Annotated in this window: 14 protein-coding genes and 4 tRNA genes; all 18 read left to right on the forward strand. The window is 56.0% G+C overall.

Translation table 11 applies throughout. The features are described from left to right. Positions 1-198: 198 nt before the first annotated feature. The 18 genes from birA (at position 199) to rpsG (ending at position 17,254) form a co-directional block, all read left to right on the forward strand. A complete protein-coding gene (gene birA, locus Q7F16_RS26040) occupies positions 199-1,155 on the forward strand; it encodes a bifunctional biotin--[acetyl-CoA-carboxylase] ligase/biotin operon repressor BirA (RefSeq protein WP_046064839.1) in 957 nt (318 codons plus the stop codon). Then, complete coding sequence (locus Q7F16_RS26045) at positions 1,145-1,894, forward strand: pantothenate kinase (protein WP_046064838.1); 750 nt, start codon at positions 1,145-1,147, stop codon at positions 1,892-1,894. Before birA ends, Q7F16_RS26045 begins: the two co-directional genes overlap by 11 nt. A gap of 7 nt (positions 1,895-1,901) precedes the next feature. Continuing rightward, positions 1,902-2,357, forward strand: a complete 456-nt coding sequence (locus Q7F16_RS26050) for a hypothetical protein (protein ID WP_046064837.1) — start codon at positions 1,902-1,904, stop codon at positions 2,355-2,357. A gap of 142 nt (positions 2,358-2,499) precedes the next feature. After that, positions 2,500-2,584 (forward strand) — tRNA-Tyr (locus Q7F16_RS26055). Between the two features lie 24 nt (positions 2,585-2,608). Beyond that, a tRNA-Gly gene (locus Q7F16_RS26060) sits at positions 2,609-2,682 on the forward strand. 26 nt (positions 2,683-2,708) lie between these two features. Then, positions 2,709-2,784: transfer RNA gene (locus Q7F16_RS26065), tRNA-Thr, on the forward strand. Positions 2,785-2,868: 84 nt separating this feature from the next. Next, positions 2,869-4,062 carry an elongation factor Tu gene (gene tuf, locus Q7F16_RS26070; protein ID WP_003186103.1) on the forward strand — a complete coding sequence of 398 codons (1,194 nt, stop codon included), beginning with the start codon at positions 2,869-2,871 and terminating at the stop codon, positions 4,060-4,062. 53 nt (positions 4,063-4,115) lie between these two features. Then, positions 4,116-4,191: transfer RNA gene (locus tag Q7F16_RS26075), tRNA-Trp, on the forward strand. A 45-nt stretch (positions 4,192-4,236) separates the two neighbouring features. Continuing rightward, positions 4,237-4,605, forward strand: a complete 369-nt coding sequence (secE, locus tag Q7F16_RS26080; protein WP_003206102.1) for a preprotein translocase subunit SecE — start codon at positions 4,237-4,239, stop codon at positions 4,603-4,605. Positions 4,606-4,614: 9 nt separating this feature from the next. After that, positions 4,615-5,148 carry a transcription termination/antitermination protein NusG gene (gene nusG / locus Q7F16_RS26085; protein WP_003186097.1) on the forward strand — a complete coding sequence of 178 codons (534 nt, stop codon included), beginning with the start codon at positions 4,615-4,617 and terminating at the stop codon, positions 5,146-5,148. 117 nt (positions 5,149-5,265) lie between these two features. Then, entirely contained in the window at positions 5,266-5,697 is a 432-nt protein-coding gene (gene rplK, locus Q7F16_RS26090) for a 50S ribosomal protein L11 (RefSeq protein ID WP_003176435.1), read from the forward strand. After that, positions 5,697-6,392, forward strand: a complete 696-nt coding sequence (gene rplA / locus Q7F16_RS26095; RefSeq protein ID WP_003186095.1) for a 50S ribosomal protein L1 — start codon at positions 5,697-5,699, stop codon at positions 6,390-6,392. The genes rplK and rplA overlap by 1 nt, the downstream gene beginning before the upstream one ends. Positions 6,393-6,590: 198 nt before the next feature. Next, positions 6,591-7,091, forward strand: a complete 501-nt coding sequence (rplJ, locus tag Q7F16_RS26100; protein WP_003206099.1) for a 50S ribosomal protein L10 — start codon at positions 6,591-6,593, stop codon at positions 7,089-7,091. A 78-nt stretch (positions 7,092-7,169) separates the two neighbouring features. Then, positions 7,170-7,535, forward strand: coding sequence for a 50S ribosomal protein L7/L12 (gene rplL / locus Q7F16_RS26105; RefSeq protein WP_003206098.1), 366 nt, complete (start codon positions 7,170-7,172; stop codon positions 7,533-7,535). Positions 7,536-7,755: 220 nt separating this feature from the next. Further along, the gene (rpoB, locus tag Q7F16_RS26110) at positions 7,756-11,829 is read left to right on the forward strand and encodes a DNA-directed RNA polymerase subunit beta (RefSeq protein WP_013694338.1); all 4,074 of its coding nucleotides are present in this window, start codon (positions 7,756-7,758) and stop codon (positions 11,827-11,829) included. Positions 11,830-11,893: 64 nt separating this feature from the next. After that, complete coding sequence (gene rpoC, locus Q7F16_RS26115) at positions 11,894-16,093, forward strand: DNA-directed RNA polymerase subunit beta' (protein WP_003206095.1); 4,200 nt, start codon at positions 11,894-11,896, stop codon at positions 16,091-16,093. A 216-nt stretch (positions 16,094-16,309) separates the two neighbouring features. Then, a complete protein-coding gene (gene rpsL / locus Q7F16_RS26120; protein WP_003186084.1) occupies positions 16,310-16,681 on the forward strand; it encodes a 30S ribosomal protein S12 in 372 nt (123 codons plus the stop codon). Between the two features lie 102 nt (positions 16,682-16,783). After that, positions 16,784-17,254: a 30S ribosomal protein S7 gene (gene rpsG / locus Q7F16_RS26125; protein ID WP_003186074.1), complete on the forward strand. Its 471-nt coding sequence runs from the start codon at positions 16,784-16,786 to the stop codon at positions 17,252-17,254. The last annotated feature ends 11 nt before the right edge of the window (positions 17,255-17,265 follow it).

A 17,265-nucleotide genomic window follows, 5' to 3' on the forward strand; every position in this document is an offset into this window, starting at 1 on the left:
GTGAAACGATGCATCGCCGATGGTAGTGTGGGGTTTCCCCATGTGAGAGTAGGTCATCGTCAAGATTAAATTCCGAAACCCCTATCTGCTGATGCAGGTAGGGGTTTTGTTTTGCCCGCAGGAAAGTCATTTTGTGTTTCTATGCAACGGTCTTGTGCATGGCTATCATGCGGGCCTCATTATCAGGGCGCAGTCCGCATGCTCACGTTGCTAAAACTTCTGAAGGATGGGCGCTTTCATTCAGGGCAGGCGCTGGGTGCTGCGCTGGGTATCAGTCGTAGTGCTGTATGGAAGCAATTGCAGCACTTGGAAGCAGAAATAGGATTGTCTGTTCATAAGGTTCGAGGTAGGGGGTATCAGTTGGCTAAGCCACTGGTACTTTTGGATGCTGCAGAGATTTACGCAAAAGGCCTTCATGAGTGGCCTGTCCATGTCTTTGACGCTATCGACTCGACCAATGCCGAGGCGCTGCGTTTGATCGAGCGTGGGGCGGCGGCACCGTTCATGGTTTTGGCCGAGCGACAGATCGCTGGTCGCGGTCGTCGTGGTCGTAAGTGGGTCAGTCCGTTTGCCGAAAACCTCTATCACAGCCTGGTGCTGCGCATTGACGGCGGCATGCGGCAGATCGAAGGGCTGAGCCTGGTCGTCGGACTTGCGGTTATGCATGCCCTGCGTGATATGGGCATCGCTGAGGCGGGGCTGAAATGGCCTAATGATGTCCTGGTGGGAGAGAAAAAGATCGCCGGCATCTTGCTTGAGTTGGTGGGGGATCCTGCGGACGTTTGCCATGTTGTCCTGGGCGTGGGGATTAATGTGAATATGCAATCGACTGATGAGGTCGACCAGCAGTGGACATCCATGTGCCTTGAAGCCGGAAGGGATTTTGATCGAAATGAGCTGGTGGCACGATTGGGTGCGAAGCTTCAGCGCTATCTGAGGCTTCATCACGCATCGGGGTTTGCCGCAATACAGTCGGAGTGGGAGCAATATCATCTTTGGCAGGGGAGGGCTGTCTCCCTGATTGCTGGTGTTAATAAAATTGACGGTGTTGTGCTGGGCATTGATCACCAGGGTGCGCTGCGGTTGAAGGTGGACGGTGTGGAAAAAAACTTTAGCGGTGGTGAGCTCAGTCTGAGGTTGCGTAATGATTCTTGAGCTTGACTGCGGCAATAGCTTTATCAAATGGCGTGTTCTTCGTGCCGACGGGGTGACGCCGGTTGACGGCGGTGTGGTCAGCTCTGACAGCGATTTGCTGGTGAGCCTGAGTAATGCTGAGAAGTTCCAGCTCAAGAAATGTCGTCTTGTTAGTGTGAGGACCCTGGAGGAGACAGATTCATTGGTCGCCTCTCTGGTTGATGCGTATGGGGTGTCGGTGACTCGTGCTGTGCCTGCCCGAGAAATGGCGGGGGTGAAAAACGGCTACCAGGATTACGAGCGGTTGGGGCTTGATCGATGGCTGGCCCTGCTTGGTGGGTTCCATCTTGCTTCGGGTGCGTGCCTGGTCCTCGATTTCGGTACTGCCATTACTGCTGATTTTGTGGCGACGGACGGTGAACATCTCGGCGGATTCATTTGTCCGGGCATGCCTTTGATGCGTAACCAATTGCGTACTCATACGCGAAGAATTCGCTATGACGATATGGCGGCCGAGCGAGCCCATGAGAGTCTCGCTCCAGGTCGGACAACTGTTGAAGCGGTCGAGCGCGGTTGCATGCTGATGCTCAGAGGGTTTGTCCTGACGCAGCTTGAATTGGCGCGGCAATATTGGGGAAAGGATTTCGTGGTGTTTCTCACGGGTGGAGACGCCAATCTGGTTTCCGGGGTTGTTCCTGATGCCAAAGTGGTGCCCGACCTGGTTTTTGTCGGTTTGGCGATGGCCTGTCCCTTGTCTTGAGGTTTCTATGCGGTGGTTGTTTCTGTTGTTGCTGGTTTTGAATGTCTTCTACTACATCTGGCATCAGCAGGAGGCTCCACTTCGCGCCAAGGATGTGACTCCGCTCAGTTTGTACCGCGGTTCGCAGCAGGATATTCACCTGTTGAGCGAGACGGCGGATGCACTTGTCAGGCGCGACCTGGGTAAACCCGGTGAAGCGCAAAAGACCTGTGTTTACTTGGGCGGTTTTGTTCGTCCGGAGCTGGCCAGGCAGTTGGAGCAGCGATTGGCCGCCTCGGGCGTCGTAGCTCGTTCTGCTGCGCCGAACTCGCCAAATCTCCCTGAGGGTGGGGGATTCTGGGTTCAGGTTTCCCAGGAAAGCGCGGGAAAGGTGAATGAAACGTTGCTTCAAAACCTTTCTAAAGAATTCAATGAGTTAAAACATAAAATAATGCCATGCGAAGGGGTTGCACCCGCAGGGTAGTTTGCATAGAATGGCGCCCGCTTCGCAGCGAAGACCTTTAAAGGTTGGCGATACGAAGCAAGGTCAACGCAGCTAACCTCAGGTTTTTAATGAGAAAATGCTTGACAGAAGGCTGGCATGATATAGAATGCCGGCTCGCTTAGGAGGGGTTCCCGAGCGGCCAAAGGGATCAGACTGTAAATCTGACGTCTACGACTTCGAAGGTTCGAATCCTTCCCCCTCCACCATTTTTAGCGTGAGCTGCAAGCTCCGCGGGTATAGTTTAGTGGTAGAACCTCAGCCTTCCAAGCTGATGATGCGGGTTCGATTCCCGCTACCCGCTCCAAGTTTGCAGGTTGTGCAAAGTGTTTCGCTCTTGTAGCTCAGTTGGTAGAGCACACCCTTGGTAAGGGTGAGGTCAGCGGTTCAAATCCGCTCAAGAGCTCCATATAACAAGGCAGATATGAAAATATCTGCCTTTGTTTTAATGGCTTGTGTGACTCGCTAAATTCTTCTCCTAGGGGTGATTTCGATGGCTAAGGAAAAGTTCGAACGTAATAAGCCGCACGTCAACGTTGGTACTATTGGTCACGTTGACCACGGTAAAACCACGCTGACCGCTGCTCTGACCCGTGTCTGCTCCGAAGTTTTCGGTTCGGCCAAGGTTGACTTCGACAAGATCGACAGCGCCCCGGAAGAGAAGGCTCGCGGTATCACCATCAACACCGCTCACGTTGAATACGATTCGGCCGTGCGTCACTACGCGCACGTTGACTGCCCAGGTCACGCCGACTACGTAAAAAACATGATCACTGGTGCTGCCCAGATGGACGGCGCGATCCTGGTTTGCTCGGCCGCTGATGGTCCGATGCCGCAAACCCGTGAGCACATCCTGCTGTCCCGTCAGGTAGGCGTTCCGTACATCGTTGTCTTCCTGAACAAGGCTGACATGGTTGACGACGCTGAGCTGCTGGAACTGGTTGAGATGGAAGTGCGCGATCTGCTGAGCACTTACGACTTCCCAGGTGATGACACTCCAATCATCATCGGTTCGGCGCTGATGGCTCTGAACGGCCAAGACGACAACGAAATGGGTACCACTGCAGTCAAGAAGCTGGTGGAAACTCTGGATAGCTACATCCCGGAGCCAGAGCGTGCTATCGACAAGCCGTTCCTGATGCCAATCGAGGACGTATTCTCGATCTCTGGTCGCGGTACTGTTGTGACTGGTCGTGTTGAGCGTGGCATCGTCCGTATCCAGGAAGAAGTTGAGATCGTCGGTCTGCGCGATACTCAGAAAACTACCTGCACTGGTGTTGAAATGTTCCGCAAGCTACTCGACGAAGGTCGCGCTGGCGAGAACTGCGGCGTGCTGCTGCGCGGTACCAAGCGTGACGACGTTGAGCGTGGCCAGGTTCTGGTCAAGCCAGGCACCGTCAAGCCGCACACCAAATTCACCGCAGAAGTTTACGTTCTGAGCAAGGAAGAGGGCGGTCGTCATACTCCGTTCTTCAAAGGCTACCGTCCACAGTTCTACTTCCGTACAACTGACGTGACAGGTAACTGCGAGCTGCCAGAAGGCGTTGAAATGGTAATGCCGGGTGACAACATTCAGATGACTGTTACCCTGATCAAGACCATCGCGATGGAAGACGGTCTGCGTTTCGCTATCCGTGAAGGCGGTCGTACCGTCGGCGCTGGCGTCGTAGCTAAAGTCATCGAGTAAACAGTTGTAATGTCTTTTTCGGGCCGGCATAATGGTCGGCCTGATTTTGTTTTAGGTCAGTAGCTCAATTGGCAGAGCGACGGTCTCCAAAACCGTAGGTTGGGGGTTCGATTCCCTCCTGACCTGCCAGATTCACTCAGTGCGTCTGGCTTTCTTTTCACAGGATCTTCATAGATGACTCCTAAAGCTGAAGCTCAAGGCTCTCGCTTCGATCTGCTCAAGTGGCTAGTGGTAGTCGCTTTGGTGGTTATTGGCGTTGTTGGCAATCAGTATTATTCTGCTTCGCCGATCCTGTACCGCGTACTTGCATTGCTCGCCATTGCTGCTGTTGCTGCCTTTGTAGGCCTGCAAACAGCCAAGGGCAAGTCTTTCTTTGTACTCGCTAAGGAAGCTCGCACCGAGATTCGTAAAGTCGTATGGCCGACTCGCCAAGAAACCACGCAGACCACGTTGATCGTTGTGGCTGTTGTTCTGGTAATGGCGTTGCTGTTGTGGGGGCTCGATTCCCTGCTCGGCTGGCTTGTTTCCTTGATTGTTGGCTAAGGGTGTCCCGTGGCTAAGCGTTGGTACGTTGTGCATGCTTACTCGGGTTACGAGAAGCATGTTATGCGCTCGCTGGTAGAGCGCGTAAAGCTGGCTGGCATGGAAGATGGCTTTGGCGAAATTCTGGTCCCCACTGAAGAAGTGGTTGAGATGCGTAATGGCCAGAAGCGCAAAAGTGAACGTAAGTTCTTTCCGGGCTACGTGCTGGTGCAGATGGACATGAACGAAGGGACTTGGCACTTGGTCAAGGATACCCCTCGGGTGATGGGCTTCATTGGCGGTACCGCCGACAAGCCTGCGCCGATCACGGATAAAGAGGCAGAAGCGATTCTGCGTCGCGTCGCTGATGGTAGCGACAAGCCGAAGCCGAAGACACTGTTTGAACCAGGTGAGGTTGTACGCGTCACCGACGGTCCATTCGCTGATTTCAACGGCACGGTTGAAGAAGTTAACTACGAAAAGAGCCGGATCCAAGTGGCAGTGCTCATTTTCGGTCGCTCTACTCCGGTAGAGCTAGAGTTCAGTCAGGTCGAAAAGGTCTGATTGAGCAGGCATCCCAACCCCGCAGCCCAAGGCTGTGGGGTTTTGTCGTCACTGGGATAAACGCGCAAGTAGCCGGGGAGCCTTTCGAGGCGTTCGAACCCGTAATTGGAGTGCCTCATGGCCAAGAAAATTACCGCTTACATCAAGCTGCAAGTGAAGGCCGCTCAGGCTAACCCAAGCCCACCTGTTGGTCCTGCCCTGGGTCAGCACGGCGTGAACATCATGGAATTCTGCAAGGCCTTCAACGCCCGTACTCAGGGTCTTGAGCCAGGTCTGCCGACTCCAGTGATCATCACTGTCTACAGCGACCGTAGCTTCACTTTCGAAACAAAAAGCACCCCAGCTTCGGTTCTGCTGAAGAAGGCTGCAGGTTTGACCAGCGGTTCCGCTCGTCCAAACACCGTTAAGGTTGGCACCGTTACCCGTGCTCAGCTGGAAGAAATCGCGAAAACCAAAAACGCGGATCTGACTGCAGCTGATATGGATGCAGCCGTGCGTACTATCGCCGGTTCTGCTCGTAGCATGGGCCTTAACGTGGAGGGTGTGTAATGGCTAAGCTGACCAAGCGTCAAAAGGCTATCGCCGGCAAAATCGAAGCAGGCAAGGCCTACAACTTTGTAGACGCCGCCGCTCTGCTGGCTGAGCTGTCGACTGTCAAGTTCAGCGAGTCGTTCGACGTTGCTGTAAACCTGGGCGTTGACCCACGTAAATCCGACCAGGTCGTTCGTAGCGCTACTGTGCTGCCACACGGCACTGGCAAGACCGTTCGTGTAGCTGTCTTCACCCAGGGCCCAGCAGCTGAAGCTGCTCTGGCTGCTGGTGCTGATCGCGTAGGCATGGACGATCTGGCTGCTGAAATGAAGGGCGGCGACCTGAACTATGACGTAGTGATCGCATCCCCGGATGCCATGCGCGTTGTAGGTCAGTTGGGTCAGATCCTCGGTCCACGCGGTCTGATGCCTAACCCTAAAGTCGGCACCGTAACGCCAGACGTAGCCACCGCGGTTAAAAACGCCAAGGCTGGTCAGGTTCGTTATCGCACCGACAAAAACGGCATCATCCACACTTCCGTTGGCAAGATCGGCTTCGACGCCGTCAAGCTGAAGGAAAACGTTGAAGCCCTGATCGCTGATCTGAAGCGTATCAAGCCAGCTTCTTCGAAAGGTATCTACGTCAAGCGCGTCACCCTGAGCACCACTATGGGCCCAGGTCTGGTCATCGATCAGAGCTCGCTCGACGCGTAAGACTCAGGTTGGCGCAAGTAATTGCGCCAATCAAAAAATTGGGGTCCCTGCCTGGCGGGGGCTGTCCAAGACCGTAGGCGACGCAAGTCTTAAACCACAAGCCTACGCAGATGGTGCTCCCGGTTCCTTACCGAATCAGACACCAAAACGACATTCGGTTTCGACCGGATGAAACGGTAACAAGCAGGAGTTAAACCCGTGGCAATTAAACTCGAAGACAAGAAGGCCATCGTCGCTGAAGTCAACGAGGCTGCCAAAGCTGCTCTGTCCGCTGTCGTGGCTGATGCCCGTGGCGTAACAGTAGGCGCTATGACCGGACTCCGTAAAGAGGCTCGTGAAGCTGGCGTTTACGTACGTGTTGTACGTAACACCCTGCTCAAGCGCGCTGTTGCTGACACTGAATACAGTGTCCTCAACGACGTGTTCACCGGCCCGACCTTGATCGCGTTCTCCACCCAACATCCTGGCGCTGCTGCCCGTTTGTTCAAGGAATTCGCCAAAGGTCAGGACAAGTTCGAGATTAAGGCAGCTGCGTTCGAGGGCAAGTTCCTCGCAGCTAACCAGATCGACGTACTGGCAACTCTGCCGACCCGTGACGAAGCAATTTCCCAGCTGATGAGCGTGATTCAAGGCGCAACCAGCAAATTGGCTCGTACTCTGGCGGCACTGCGCGACCAGAAAGAAGCTGCCGCAGCCTAAGGCTCGACACTCCTTTTCGCGTTTTTTGTTTATTTCGATGGTCGCGTAGGCCGTCCCCCAATCCAGGAATTTAGAGTCATGTCTATCTCTCAAAACGATATCCTCGAAGCCGTTGGCAACATGTCCGTAATGGAAGTTGTTGAGCTGATCAAAGCTTTCGAAGAAAAATTCGGTGTTACCGCTGCTGCTGCTTCCGCTGGTCCAGCTGTTGCTGCTGCCGTTGCTGAAGAGCAAACCGAATTCAACGTCATGCTGACCGAAGCTGGCGAGAAGAAAGTAAACGTGATCAAGGCAGTACGTGAACTGACCGGTCTGGGCCTGAAAGAAGCCAAGGCTGTAGTTGACGGCGCTCCTGCCATGGTTCTGGAAGCTGTTGCCAAAGACGCAGCTGACAAAGCCAAAGCAGTTCTGGAAGAAGCAGGCGCTAAAGTCGAGCTGAAGTAAGCATCGACTTTGCGTCTCCAGCCCGAGCGTTAAGCGACAGGCTGATGGCTGGTGGCTCTTGCCACCGGCCTTTTTCCGTTATTGGCAGCCGACTGGGTCGGTGCTGATCACGAGCTGTAACCACCCGATGTGGTGGCGCAAACCATGGGGTTTGCACGATTTTCTGGCTGCTCCCGTCGGGAGGGGCCAAACAAGCAGGTGACCAAGCTGGGGAACGCTGATGGCTTACTCATATACTGAGAAAAAACGTATCCGCAAGGACTTTAGCAAGTTGCCGGACGTCATGGATGTGCCGTACCTCCTGGCCATCCAGCTGGATTCGTATCGTGAATTCTTGCAAGCGGGAGCGACTAAAGATCAGTTCCGCGACGTGGGCCTGCATGCGGCCTTCAAATCCGTTTTCCCGATCATCAGCTACTCCGGCAATGCTGCGCTGGAGTACGTCGGTTATCGCCTGGGCGAGCCGGCATTTGATGTCAAAGAATGCGTATTGCGCGGTGTTACTTACGCCGTACCTTTGCGGGTAAAAGTGCGCCTGATCATTTTCGACAAAGAATCGTCGAACAAAGCGATCAAGGACATCAAAGAGCAAGAAGTCTACATGGGTGAAATCCCCCTGATGACTGAGAACGGTACCTTCGTAATCAACGGTACCGAGCGTGTAATCGTTTCCCAGCTGCACCGTTCTCCGGGCGTGTTCTTCGACCACGACCGTGGCAAGACGCACAGCTCCGGCAAACTGCTTTACTCCGCGCGCATCATTCCTTACCGCGGTTCGTGGTTGGACTTCGAGTTCGACCCGAAAGACTGCGTATTCGTGCGTATCGACCGTCGTCGCAAGCTGCCTGCATCGGTACTGCTGCGCGCGCTCGGCTATACCACCGAAGAAGTGCTGGACGCGTTCTACACCACCAACGTTTTCCATGTGCAAGGTGAAAACCTCAGCCTGGAACTGGTGCCACAGCGCCTGCGCGGTGAAATCGCTGTCCTCGATATCCAGGATGACAAAGGCAAGGTTATTGTCGAGCAGGGTCGTCGTATCACCGCTCGCCACATCAACCAGCTGGAAAAAGCCGGGATCAAAGAGCTGCAGGTGCCTCTGGACTACGTCCTGGGTCGCACCACGGCCAAGGTCATCGTGCATCCGGCCACCGGCGAAATCCTGGCAGAGTGCAACACCGAGCTGAACACCGAGATCCTGGCGAAAATCGCCAAGGCCCAGGTCGTTCGCATCGAGACGCTGTACACCAACGACATCGACTGCGGTCCGTTCATCTCCGACACGCTGAAGATCGACTCCACCGGCAACCAACTGGAAGCCCTGGTCGAGATCTATCGCATGATGCGTCCTGGCGAGCCGCCAACCAAGGATGCAGCCGAGACCCTGTTCAACAACCTGTTCTTCAGCCCTGAGCGTTATGACCTGTCTGCGGTCGGCCGGATGAAGTTCAACCGTCGTATCGGTCGTACCGAGATCGAAGGTTCGGGTGTGCTGAACAAGGACGATATCGTTGCGGTCCTCAAGACCCTGGTCGACATCCGTAACGGCAAAGGCATCGTCGATGACATCGACCACCTGGGTAACCGTCGTGTTCGCTGTGTAGGCGAGATGGCCGAGAACCAGTTCCGTGTTGGCCTGGTGCGCGTAGAGCGTGCGGTCAAGGAACGTCTGTCGATGGCTGAAAGCGAAGGCCTGATGCCGCAAGACCTGATCAACGCCAAGCCTGTGGCTGCGGCGGTGAAGGAGTTCTTCGGTTCGAGCCAGCTGTCCCAGTTCATGGACCAGAACAACCCGCTGTCCGAGATCACCCACAAGCGTCGCGTCTCCGCACTCGGCCCGGGCGGTCTGACCCGTGAGCGTGCAGGCTTCGAAGTTCGTGACGTACACCCGACGCACTACGGTCGTGTATGCCCGATCGAAACGCCGGAAGGTCCGAACATCGGTCTGATCAACTCCCTGGCTGCCTATGCGCGCACCAACCAGTACGGCTTCCTCGAGAGCCCGTACCGTGTGGTGAAGGACGCCCTGGTGACCGACGAGATCGTGTTCCTGTCCGCCATCGAAGAAGCTGATCACGTGATCGCTCAGGCTTCGGCCACGATGAACGACAAGAAGGTCCTGGTCGACGAGCTGGTAGCTGTTCGTCACTTGAACGAGTTCACCGTCAAGGCGCCGGAAGACGTCACCTTGATGGACGTGTCGCCGAAGCAGGTAGTTTCGGTTGCAGCGTCGCTGATCCCGTTCCTCGAGCACGACGACGCCAACCGTGCGTTGATGGGTTCGAACATGCAGCGTCAAGCTGTACCCACCCTGCGTGCCGACAAGCCGCTGGTAGGTACCGGCATGGAGCGTAACGTTGCCCGTGACTCCGGCGTTTGCGTCGTGGCTCGTCGTGGTGGCGTGATCGACTCCGTCGACGCCAGCCGCATCGTGGTTCGTGTTGCCGATGACGAAGTTGAAACTGGCGAAGCCGGTGTCGACATCTACAACCTGACCAAATACACCCGCTCCAACCAGAATACCTGCATCAACCAGCGTCCGCTGGTGAGCAAGGGTGATCGGGTTCAGCGCAGCGACATCATGGCCGACGGTCCGTCCACCGATATGGGTGAGCTGGCGCTGGGTCAGAACATGCGCATCGCGTTCATGGCATGGAACGGCTTCAACTTCGAAGACTCCATCTGCCTGTCCGAGCGTGTGGTTCAGGAAGACCGCTTCACCACGATCCACATCCAGGAACTGACCTGTGTGGCTCGTGACACCAAGCTTGGCCCAGAGGAAATCACTGCGGACATCCCGAACGTGGGTGAAGCTGCACTGAACAAGCTGGACGAAGCCGGTATCGTTTACGTAGGTGCTGAAGTAGGCGCAGGCGACATTCTGGTGGGCAAGGTCACTCCGAAAGGCGAGACCCAGCTGACTCCGGAAGAAAAACTGCTGCGTGCCATCTTCGGTGAAAAAGCCAGCGACGTTAAAGACACCTCCCTGCGCGTGCCTACCGGCACCAAGGGTACCGTCATCGACGTACAAGTCTTCACTCGCGACGGTGTTGAGCGTGATGCTCGTGCACTGTCCATCGAGAAGACTCAACTCGACGAGATCCGCAAGGACCTGAACGAAGAGTTCCGTATCGTCGAAGGCGCAACTTTCGAGCGTCTGCGCTCCGCTCTGGTCGGCCACAAAGCCGAAGGCGGCGCCGGCCTGAAGAAAGGTCAGGAAATCACCGACGAAGTTCTCGACGGTCTTGAGCATGGCCAGTGGTTCAAACTGCGCATGGCTGAAGATGCTCTGAACGAGCAGCTCGAGAAGGCTCAGGCCTATATCGTTGATCGCCGCCGTCTGCTGGACGACAAGTTCGAAGACAAGAAGCGCAAACTGCAGCAGGGCGATGACCTGGCTCCAGGCGTGCTGAAAATCGTCAAGGTTTACCTGGCAATCCGTCGCCGCATCCAGCCGGGCGACAAGATGGCTGGTCGTCACGGTAACAAGGGTGTGGTCTCCGTGATCATGCCGGTTGAAGACATGCCGCACGATGCCAATGGCACCCCGGTCGATGTGGTCCTCAACCCGTTGGGCGTACCTTCGCGTATGAACGTTGGTCAGATCCTTGAAACCCACCTGGGCCTCGCGGCCAAGGGCTTGGGCGAGAAGATCAACCGTATGATCGAAGAGCAGCGCAAGGTCGCGGACCTGCGTAAGTTCCTGCACGAGATCTACAACGAAATCGGCGGCCGCAACGAAGAGCTGGACACCTTCTCCGACCAGGAAATCCTGGACCTGGCGAAGAACCTGCGCGGCGGCGTTCCAATGGCTACTCCGGTGTTCGACGGTGCCAAGGAAAGCGAAATCAAGGCCATGCTGAAACTGGCGGACCTGCCAGAAAGCGGCCAGATGCAGCTGTTCGACGGCCGTACCGGCAACAAGTTCGAGCGCCCGGTTACCGTTGGCTACATGTACATGCTGAAGCTGAACCACTTGGTAGACGACAAGATGCACGCTCGTTCTACCGGTTCTTACAGCCTGGTTACCCAGCAGCCGCTGGGTGGTAAGGCGCAGTTCGGTGGTCAGCGTTTCGGGGAGATGGAGGTCTGGGCACTGGAAGCGTACGGTGCTGCATACACTCTGCAAGAAATGCTCACAGTGAAGTCGGACGATGTGAACGGCCGGACCAAGATGTACAAAAACATCGTGGACGGCGATCACCGTATGGAGCCGGGCATGCCCGAGTCTTTCAACGTGTTGATCAAGGAAATTCGTTCCCTCGGCATCGATATCGATCTGGAAACCGAATAACACGTGACGCGAATCGAGAGCGGGGCTGTTTTGCCCGCTCTCTGCTCCGCCAGGAGGAAAGGCCTTGAAAGACCTACTGAATTTGCTGAAAAACCAGGGTCAAGTCGAAGAGTTCGACGCCATCCGTATTGGATTGGCCTCGCCTGAGATGATCCGTTCGTGGTCGTTCGGTGAAGTTAAAAAACCGGAAACCATCAACTACCGTACGTTCAAACCTGAGCGTGACGGCCTGTTCTGCGCCAAGATCTTTGGCCCGGTCAAGGATTACGAGTGCCTGTGCGGTAAGTACAAGCGCTTGAAGCACCGTGGTGTGATCTGCGAGAAGTGCGGCGTTGAAGTCGCGCTGGCAAAAGTTCGTCGTGAGCGCATGGCGCACATCGAACTGGCCTCGCCAGTTGCCCACATCTGGTTCCTGAAATCGCTGCCGTCCCGTATCGGCCTGCTGATGGACATGACCCTGCGTGATATCGAACGCGTTCTCTACTTCGAGAGCTATGTCGTTATCGATCCAGGCATGACCACCCTTGAAAAAGGTCAGCTGCTCAACGACGAGCAGTACTTCGAAGCGCTGGAAGAGTTCGGCGACGATTTCGATGCCCGCATGGGTGCCGAAGCTGTCCGCGAACTGCTGCACGCGATCGACCTGGAGCACGAGATTGGCCGTCTGCGCGAAGAAATTCCGCAAACCAACTCCGAAACCAAGATCAAGAAACTATCCAAGCGTCTGAAGTTGATGGAGGCCTTCCAGGGCTCCGGCAACCTGCCAGAGTGGATGGTGCTGACCGTTCTGCCGGTTCTGCCGCCAGACCTGCGTCCACTGGTTCCGCTCGATGGCGGTCGTTTCGCGACTTCCGACCTCAACGATCTGTATCGTCGAGTGATCAACCGTAACAACCGCTTGAAGCGCCTGCTCGATCTGTCCGCTCCGGACATCATCGTGCGCAACGAAAAGCGTATGTTGCAGGAAGCGGTCGACGCACTGCTCGACAACGGTCGTCGTGGCCGCGCTATCACCGGTTCCAACAAGCGTCCTCTGAAATCCCTGGCTGACATGATCAAGGGTAAGCAGGGTCGTTTCCGTCAGAACTTGCTCGGTAAGCGTGTTGACTACTCCGGTCGTTCGGTAATTACCGTAGGCCCGACCCTGCGTCTGCACCAGTGCGGTCTGCCTAAGAAAATGGCTCTGGAGCTGTTCAAGCCGTTCATTTTCGGCAAGCTGGAAATGCGTGGTCTCGCGACTACCATCAAAGCCGCCAAGAAGATGGTCGAGCGCGAGCTGCCAGAGGTCTGGGACGTTCTCGCCGAAGTGATTCGCGAACACCCGGTTCTGCTCAACCGTGCACCGACCCTTCACCGTCTGGGTATCCAGGCGTTTGAACCGGTACTGATCGAAGGTAAGGCTATCCAGCTGCACCCGTTGGTCTGTGCTGCGTACAACGCCGACTTCGACGGCGACCAAATGGCCGTGCACGTACCGCTGACACTGGAAGCCCAGTTGGAAGCGCGTGCGTTGATGATGTCGACCAACAACATCCTGTCGCCAGCCAACGGTGAGCCGATCATCGTTCCGTCGCAGGACGTTGTATTGGGTCTGTACTACATGACGCGTGAAGCGATCAACGCCAAGGGCGAAGGTCGTGTATTCGCGGATCTGCAGGAAGTTGACCGTGTGTTCCGTGCTGGCGAAGCCGCACTGCACGCCAAGGTCAAGGTGCGGATCAACGAAACCGTGAACGATCGTGATGGTGGCAGCGTCAAGAACACCCGTATCGTCGACACCACTGTTGGCCGTGCGCTGTTGTTCCAGGTCGTTCCACCGGGCCTGTCGTACGACGTCGTCAACCAGCCGATGAAGAAAAAGGCGATCTCCAAGCTGATCAACCAGTGCTACCGCGTGGTTGGTCTGAAAGAGACCGTGATCTTCGCTGACCAGTTGATGTACACCGGTTTTGCCTATTCGACCATTTCCGGCGTTTCCATCGGTGTTAACGACTTCGTTATCCCGGATGAAAAAGCCCGCATCATCGGTGCTGCTACCGAAGAAGTGAAAGAGATCGAAAGTCAGTACGCCTCCGGCCTGGTAACCCAGGGCGAGAAGTACAACAAGGTGATCGACCTCTGGTCCAAGGCGAACGACGAAGTATCCAAGGCGATGATGGCCAACCTCTCGAAAGAGAAAGTCATCGACCGCCATGGCAACGAAGTCGACCAGGAATCCTTCAACTCGATGTACATGATGGCCGACTCGGGCGCACGGGGTTCTGCTGCGCAGATCCGTCAGCTCGCCGGTATGCGTGGCCTGATGGCCAAGCCGGACGGCTCCATCATCGAGACCCCGATTACCGCGAACTTCCGTGAAGGCCTGAGCGTACTCCAGTACTTCATCTCCACTCACGGTGCTCGTAAGGGTCTTGCGGATACCGCGTTGAAAACCGCGAACTCCGGTTACCTGACTCGTCGTCTGGTGGACGTTGCCCAGGATCTGGTCGTGACCGAGATCGATTGCGGCACCGAACATGGCCTGGTAATGACTCCGCACATTGAAGGCGGTGACGTTGTAGAGCCGTTGGGTGAGCGCGTATTGGGTCGTGTCATCGCCCGTGACGTATTCAAGCCGGGTACCGAGGACGTAATCGTTCCTGCGGGCACCCTGGTTGACGAGAAGTGGGTTGAGTTCATCGAGCTCAACAGCATCGACGAAGTGATCGTACGTTCGCCGATCAGCTGCGAAACTCGCTACGGCATCTGCGCCAAGTGCTACGGTCGCGACCTGGCACGTGGTCACCAGGTGAACATCGGTGAAGCGGTCGGCGTTATCGCTGCCCAGTCCATCGGTGAGCCGGGTACCCAGCTGACGATGCGTACGTTCCACATTGGTGGTGCGGCAAGCCGGACCTCCGCAGCCGACAGCGTCCAGGTGAAGAATGGCGGTACCGTCCGTCTGCACAACCTGAAGCACGTTGAGCGAGTGGATGGTCACCTGGTTGCTGTGTCCCGTTCCGGTGAACTGGCCATCGCTGACGACTTCGGTCGCGAGCGCGAGCGCTACAAGCTGCCGTACGGTGCTGTGATTTCGGTTAAAGAAGGTGACAAGGTCGACGCTGGTGCCATCGTGGCCAAGTGGGACCCGCACACTCACCCGATCGTTACCGAAATGAAAGGTACCGTGACCTACGTGGGCATGGAAGAAGGCATCACGATCAAGCGTCAGACCGACGAATTGACCGGTATGACCAACATTGAAGTACTCGATGCGAAAGATCGTCCAGCTGCCGGCAAGGACATCCGTCCTGCTGTGAAGATGGTCGACGACAACGGCAAGGATCTGTTGCTGCCAGGCACTGACGTAATCGCTCAGTACTTCCTGCCAGCCAACGCCCTGGTCGGTGTTGCGGACGGTGCGCGGATCGCGATCGGTGATGTTATCGCCCGTATCCCGCAGGAAACTTCGAAAACTCGCGACATCACCGGTGGTCTGCCGCGTGTTGCCGACTTGTTCGAAGCCCGTCGTCCGAAAGAAGCCTCGATTCTGGCTGAAGTCAGCGGCACCATCGCGTTCGGTAAAGAGACCAAGGGCAAGCGTCGCCTGGTCATTACACCGAACGACGGTAGCGATCCGTACGAAGAGCTGATTCCAAAGTGGCGTCACCTGAACGTTTTCGAAGGCGAACAGGTAAACCGCGGCGAAGTTATCTCGGACGGTCCTAGCGATCCACACGACATCCTGCGTCTGCTGGGTGTGAGTGCGCTGGCCAAGTACATCGTGAACGAGATCCAGGACGTTTACCGTCTGCAAGGCGTGAAGATCAACGACAAGCACATCGAGACCATCCTGCGTCAGATGCTGCGTAAGGTCGAGATCGCTGAATCCGGCGACTCGAGTTTCATCAAGGGCGACCAGATGGAACTGACTCACGTACTGGTGGAAAACGAGCGCCTGGCGACCGAAGACAAGTTCGTCTCCAAGTTCACTCGCGTGCTGCTGGGTATCACCAAGGCGTCGTTGTCCACCGAATCGTTCATCTCGGCGGCTTCCTTCCAGGAAACCACCCGCGTACTGACCGAAGCGGCGGTAACCGGCAAGCGCGATTACCTGCGCGGCCTGAAAGAAAACGTGGTCGTGGGTCGTCTGATCCCGGCCGGTACCGGTTTGGCCTATCACAGCGAACGCAAGCGTCGCCGTGATGCTGACAAGCCGCTGCGCGTAAGCGCCAGTGAAGTGGAAGCTGCACTGACCGAAGCACTGAACTCGAGTGGTAACTGAGTTCTGCGGTAATTGAGTGCCTGGCCCTGGTCACCCCGTTCGGCGGATCGAGACAAATTGTCGAGATCCGGCGGGCGGGGAGGTCGGGGCCTTGCCTTGACTGGGGACAAGATCCTCTTTAGACTCTTGATCCCCTAAATTTGGCGGGAATTCGTTCCTGCCATTTTGCTTTTCTTGTAAGACAATAGCGTCGCAAGACAACAGTGGAGCTAGTAGATGGCAACTATCAACCAGCTGGTACGTCAGCCGCGTAAGCGTATCGTCGAGAAATCCGACGTGCCTGCGCTGCAGAACTGCCCGCAACGTCGTGGCGTATGCACCCGTGTGTATACCACCACGCCGAAAAAACCTAACTCGGCACTGCGTAAAGTATGCCGTGTGCGTCTGACCAACGGTTTCGAGGTTTCCTCGTACATCGGCGGTGAAGGCCACAACCTGCAAGAACACAGCGTGGTACTGATCCGCGGCGGTCGTGTAAAAGACTTGCCAGGTGTTCGTTACCACACCGTTCGCGGCTCTTTGGATACTTCCGGCGTTAAAGGTCGTAACCAGGGTCGTTCGAAGTACGGTACCAAGCGTCCGAAATAATCGGCCGTTTTGCAGTTTTTAATTTTATTGAGTCGATAAGAGTAAGGTCGGGCACGCATCTGCTGTCCCGGGCTAACCTGAAGACCGTTTGAGGGCTTATCAATGCCAAGACGTCGCGTAGCAGCCAAACGTGAGATTCTGGACGATCCGAAATACGGAAGCCAGATTCTCGCCAAGTTCATGAACCACGTAATGGAAAGCGGCAAGAAAGCCGTTGCCGAGCGTATCGTTTATGGCGCACTGGACAAAGTTAAGGAACGCAAGAACAGCGATCCCCTGGAAATCTTCGAGAAAGCTCTCGACGCCATCGCTCCGCTGGTCGAAGTGAAGTCGCGCCGTGTAGGCGGTGCTACTTACCAGGTTCCGGTCGAAGTTCGTCCGTCCCGTCGTAACGCCCTGGCAATGCGCTGGTTGGTAGACTTCGCCCGCAAGCGCGGCGAGAAGTCCATGGCCCTGCGTTTGGCTGGCGAACTGTTGGACGCTGCTGAAGGTAAAGGTGCTGCAGTTAAGAAGCGTGAAGACGTGCACCGTATGGCTGAAGCCAACAAGGCTTTCTCGCACTACCGCTTCTAATTTTAGCGTCA

The sequence above is a fragment of the Pseudomonas sp. Lb2C2 genome (genome assembly GCF_052112205.1).
In the GTDB taxonomy this organism is placed as follows: domain Bacteria; phylum Pseudomonadota; class Gammaproteobacteria; order Pseudomonadales; family Pseudomonadaceae; genus Aquipseudomonas; species Aquipseudomonas kilonensis.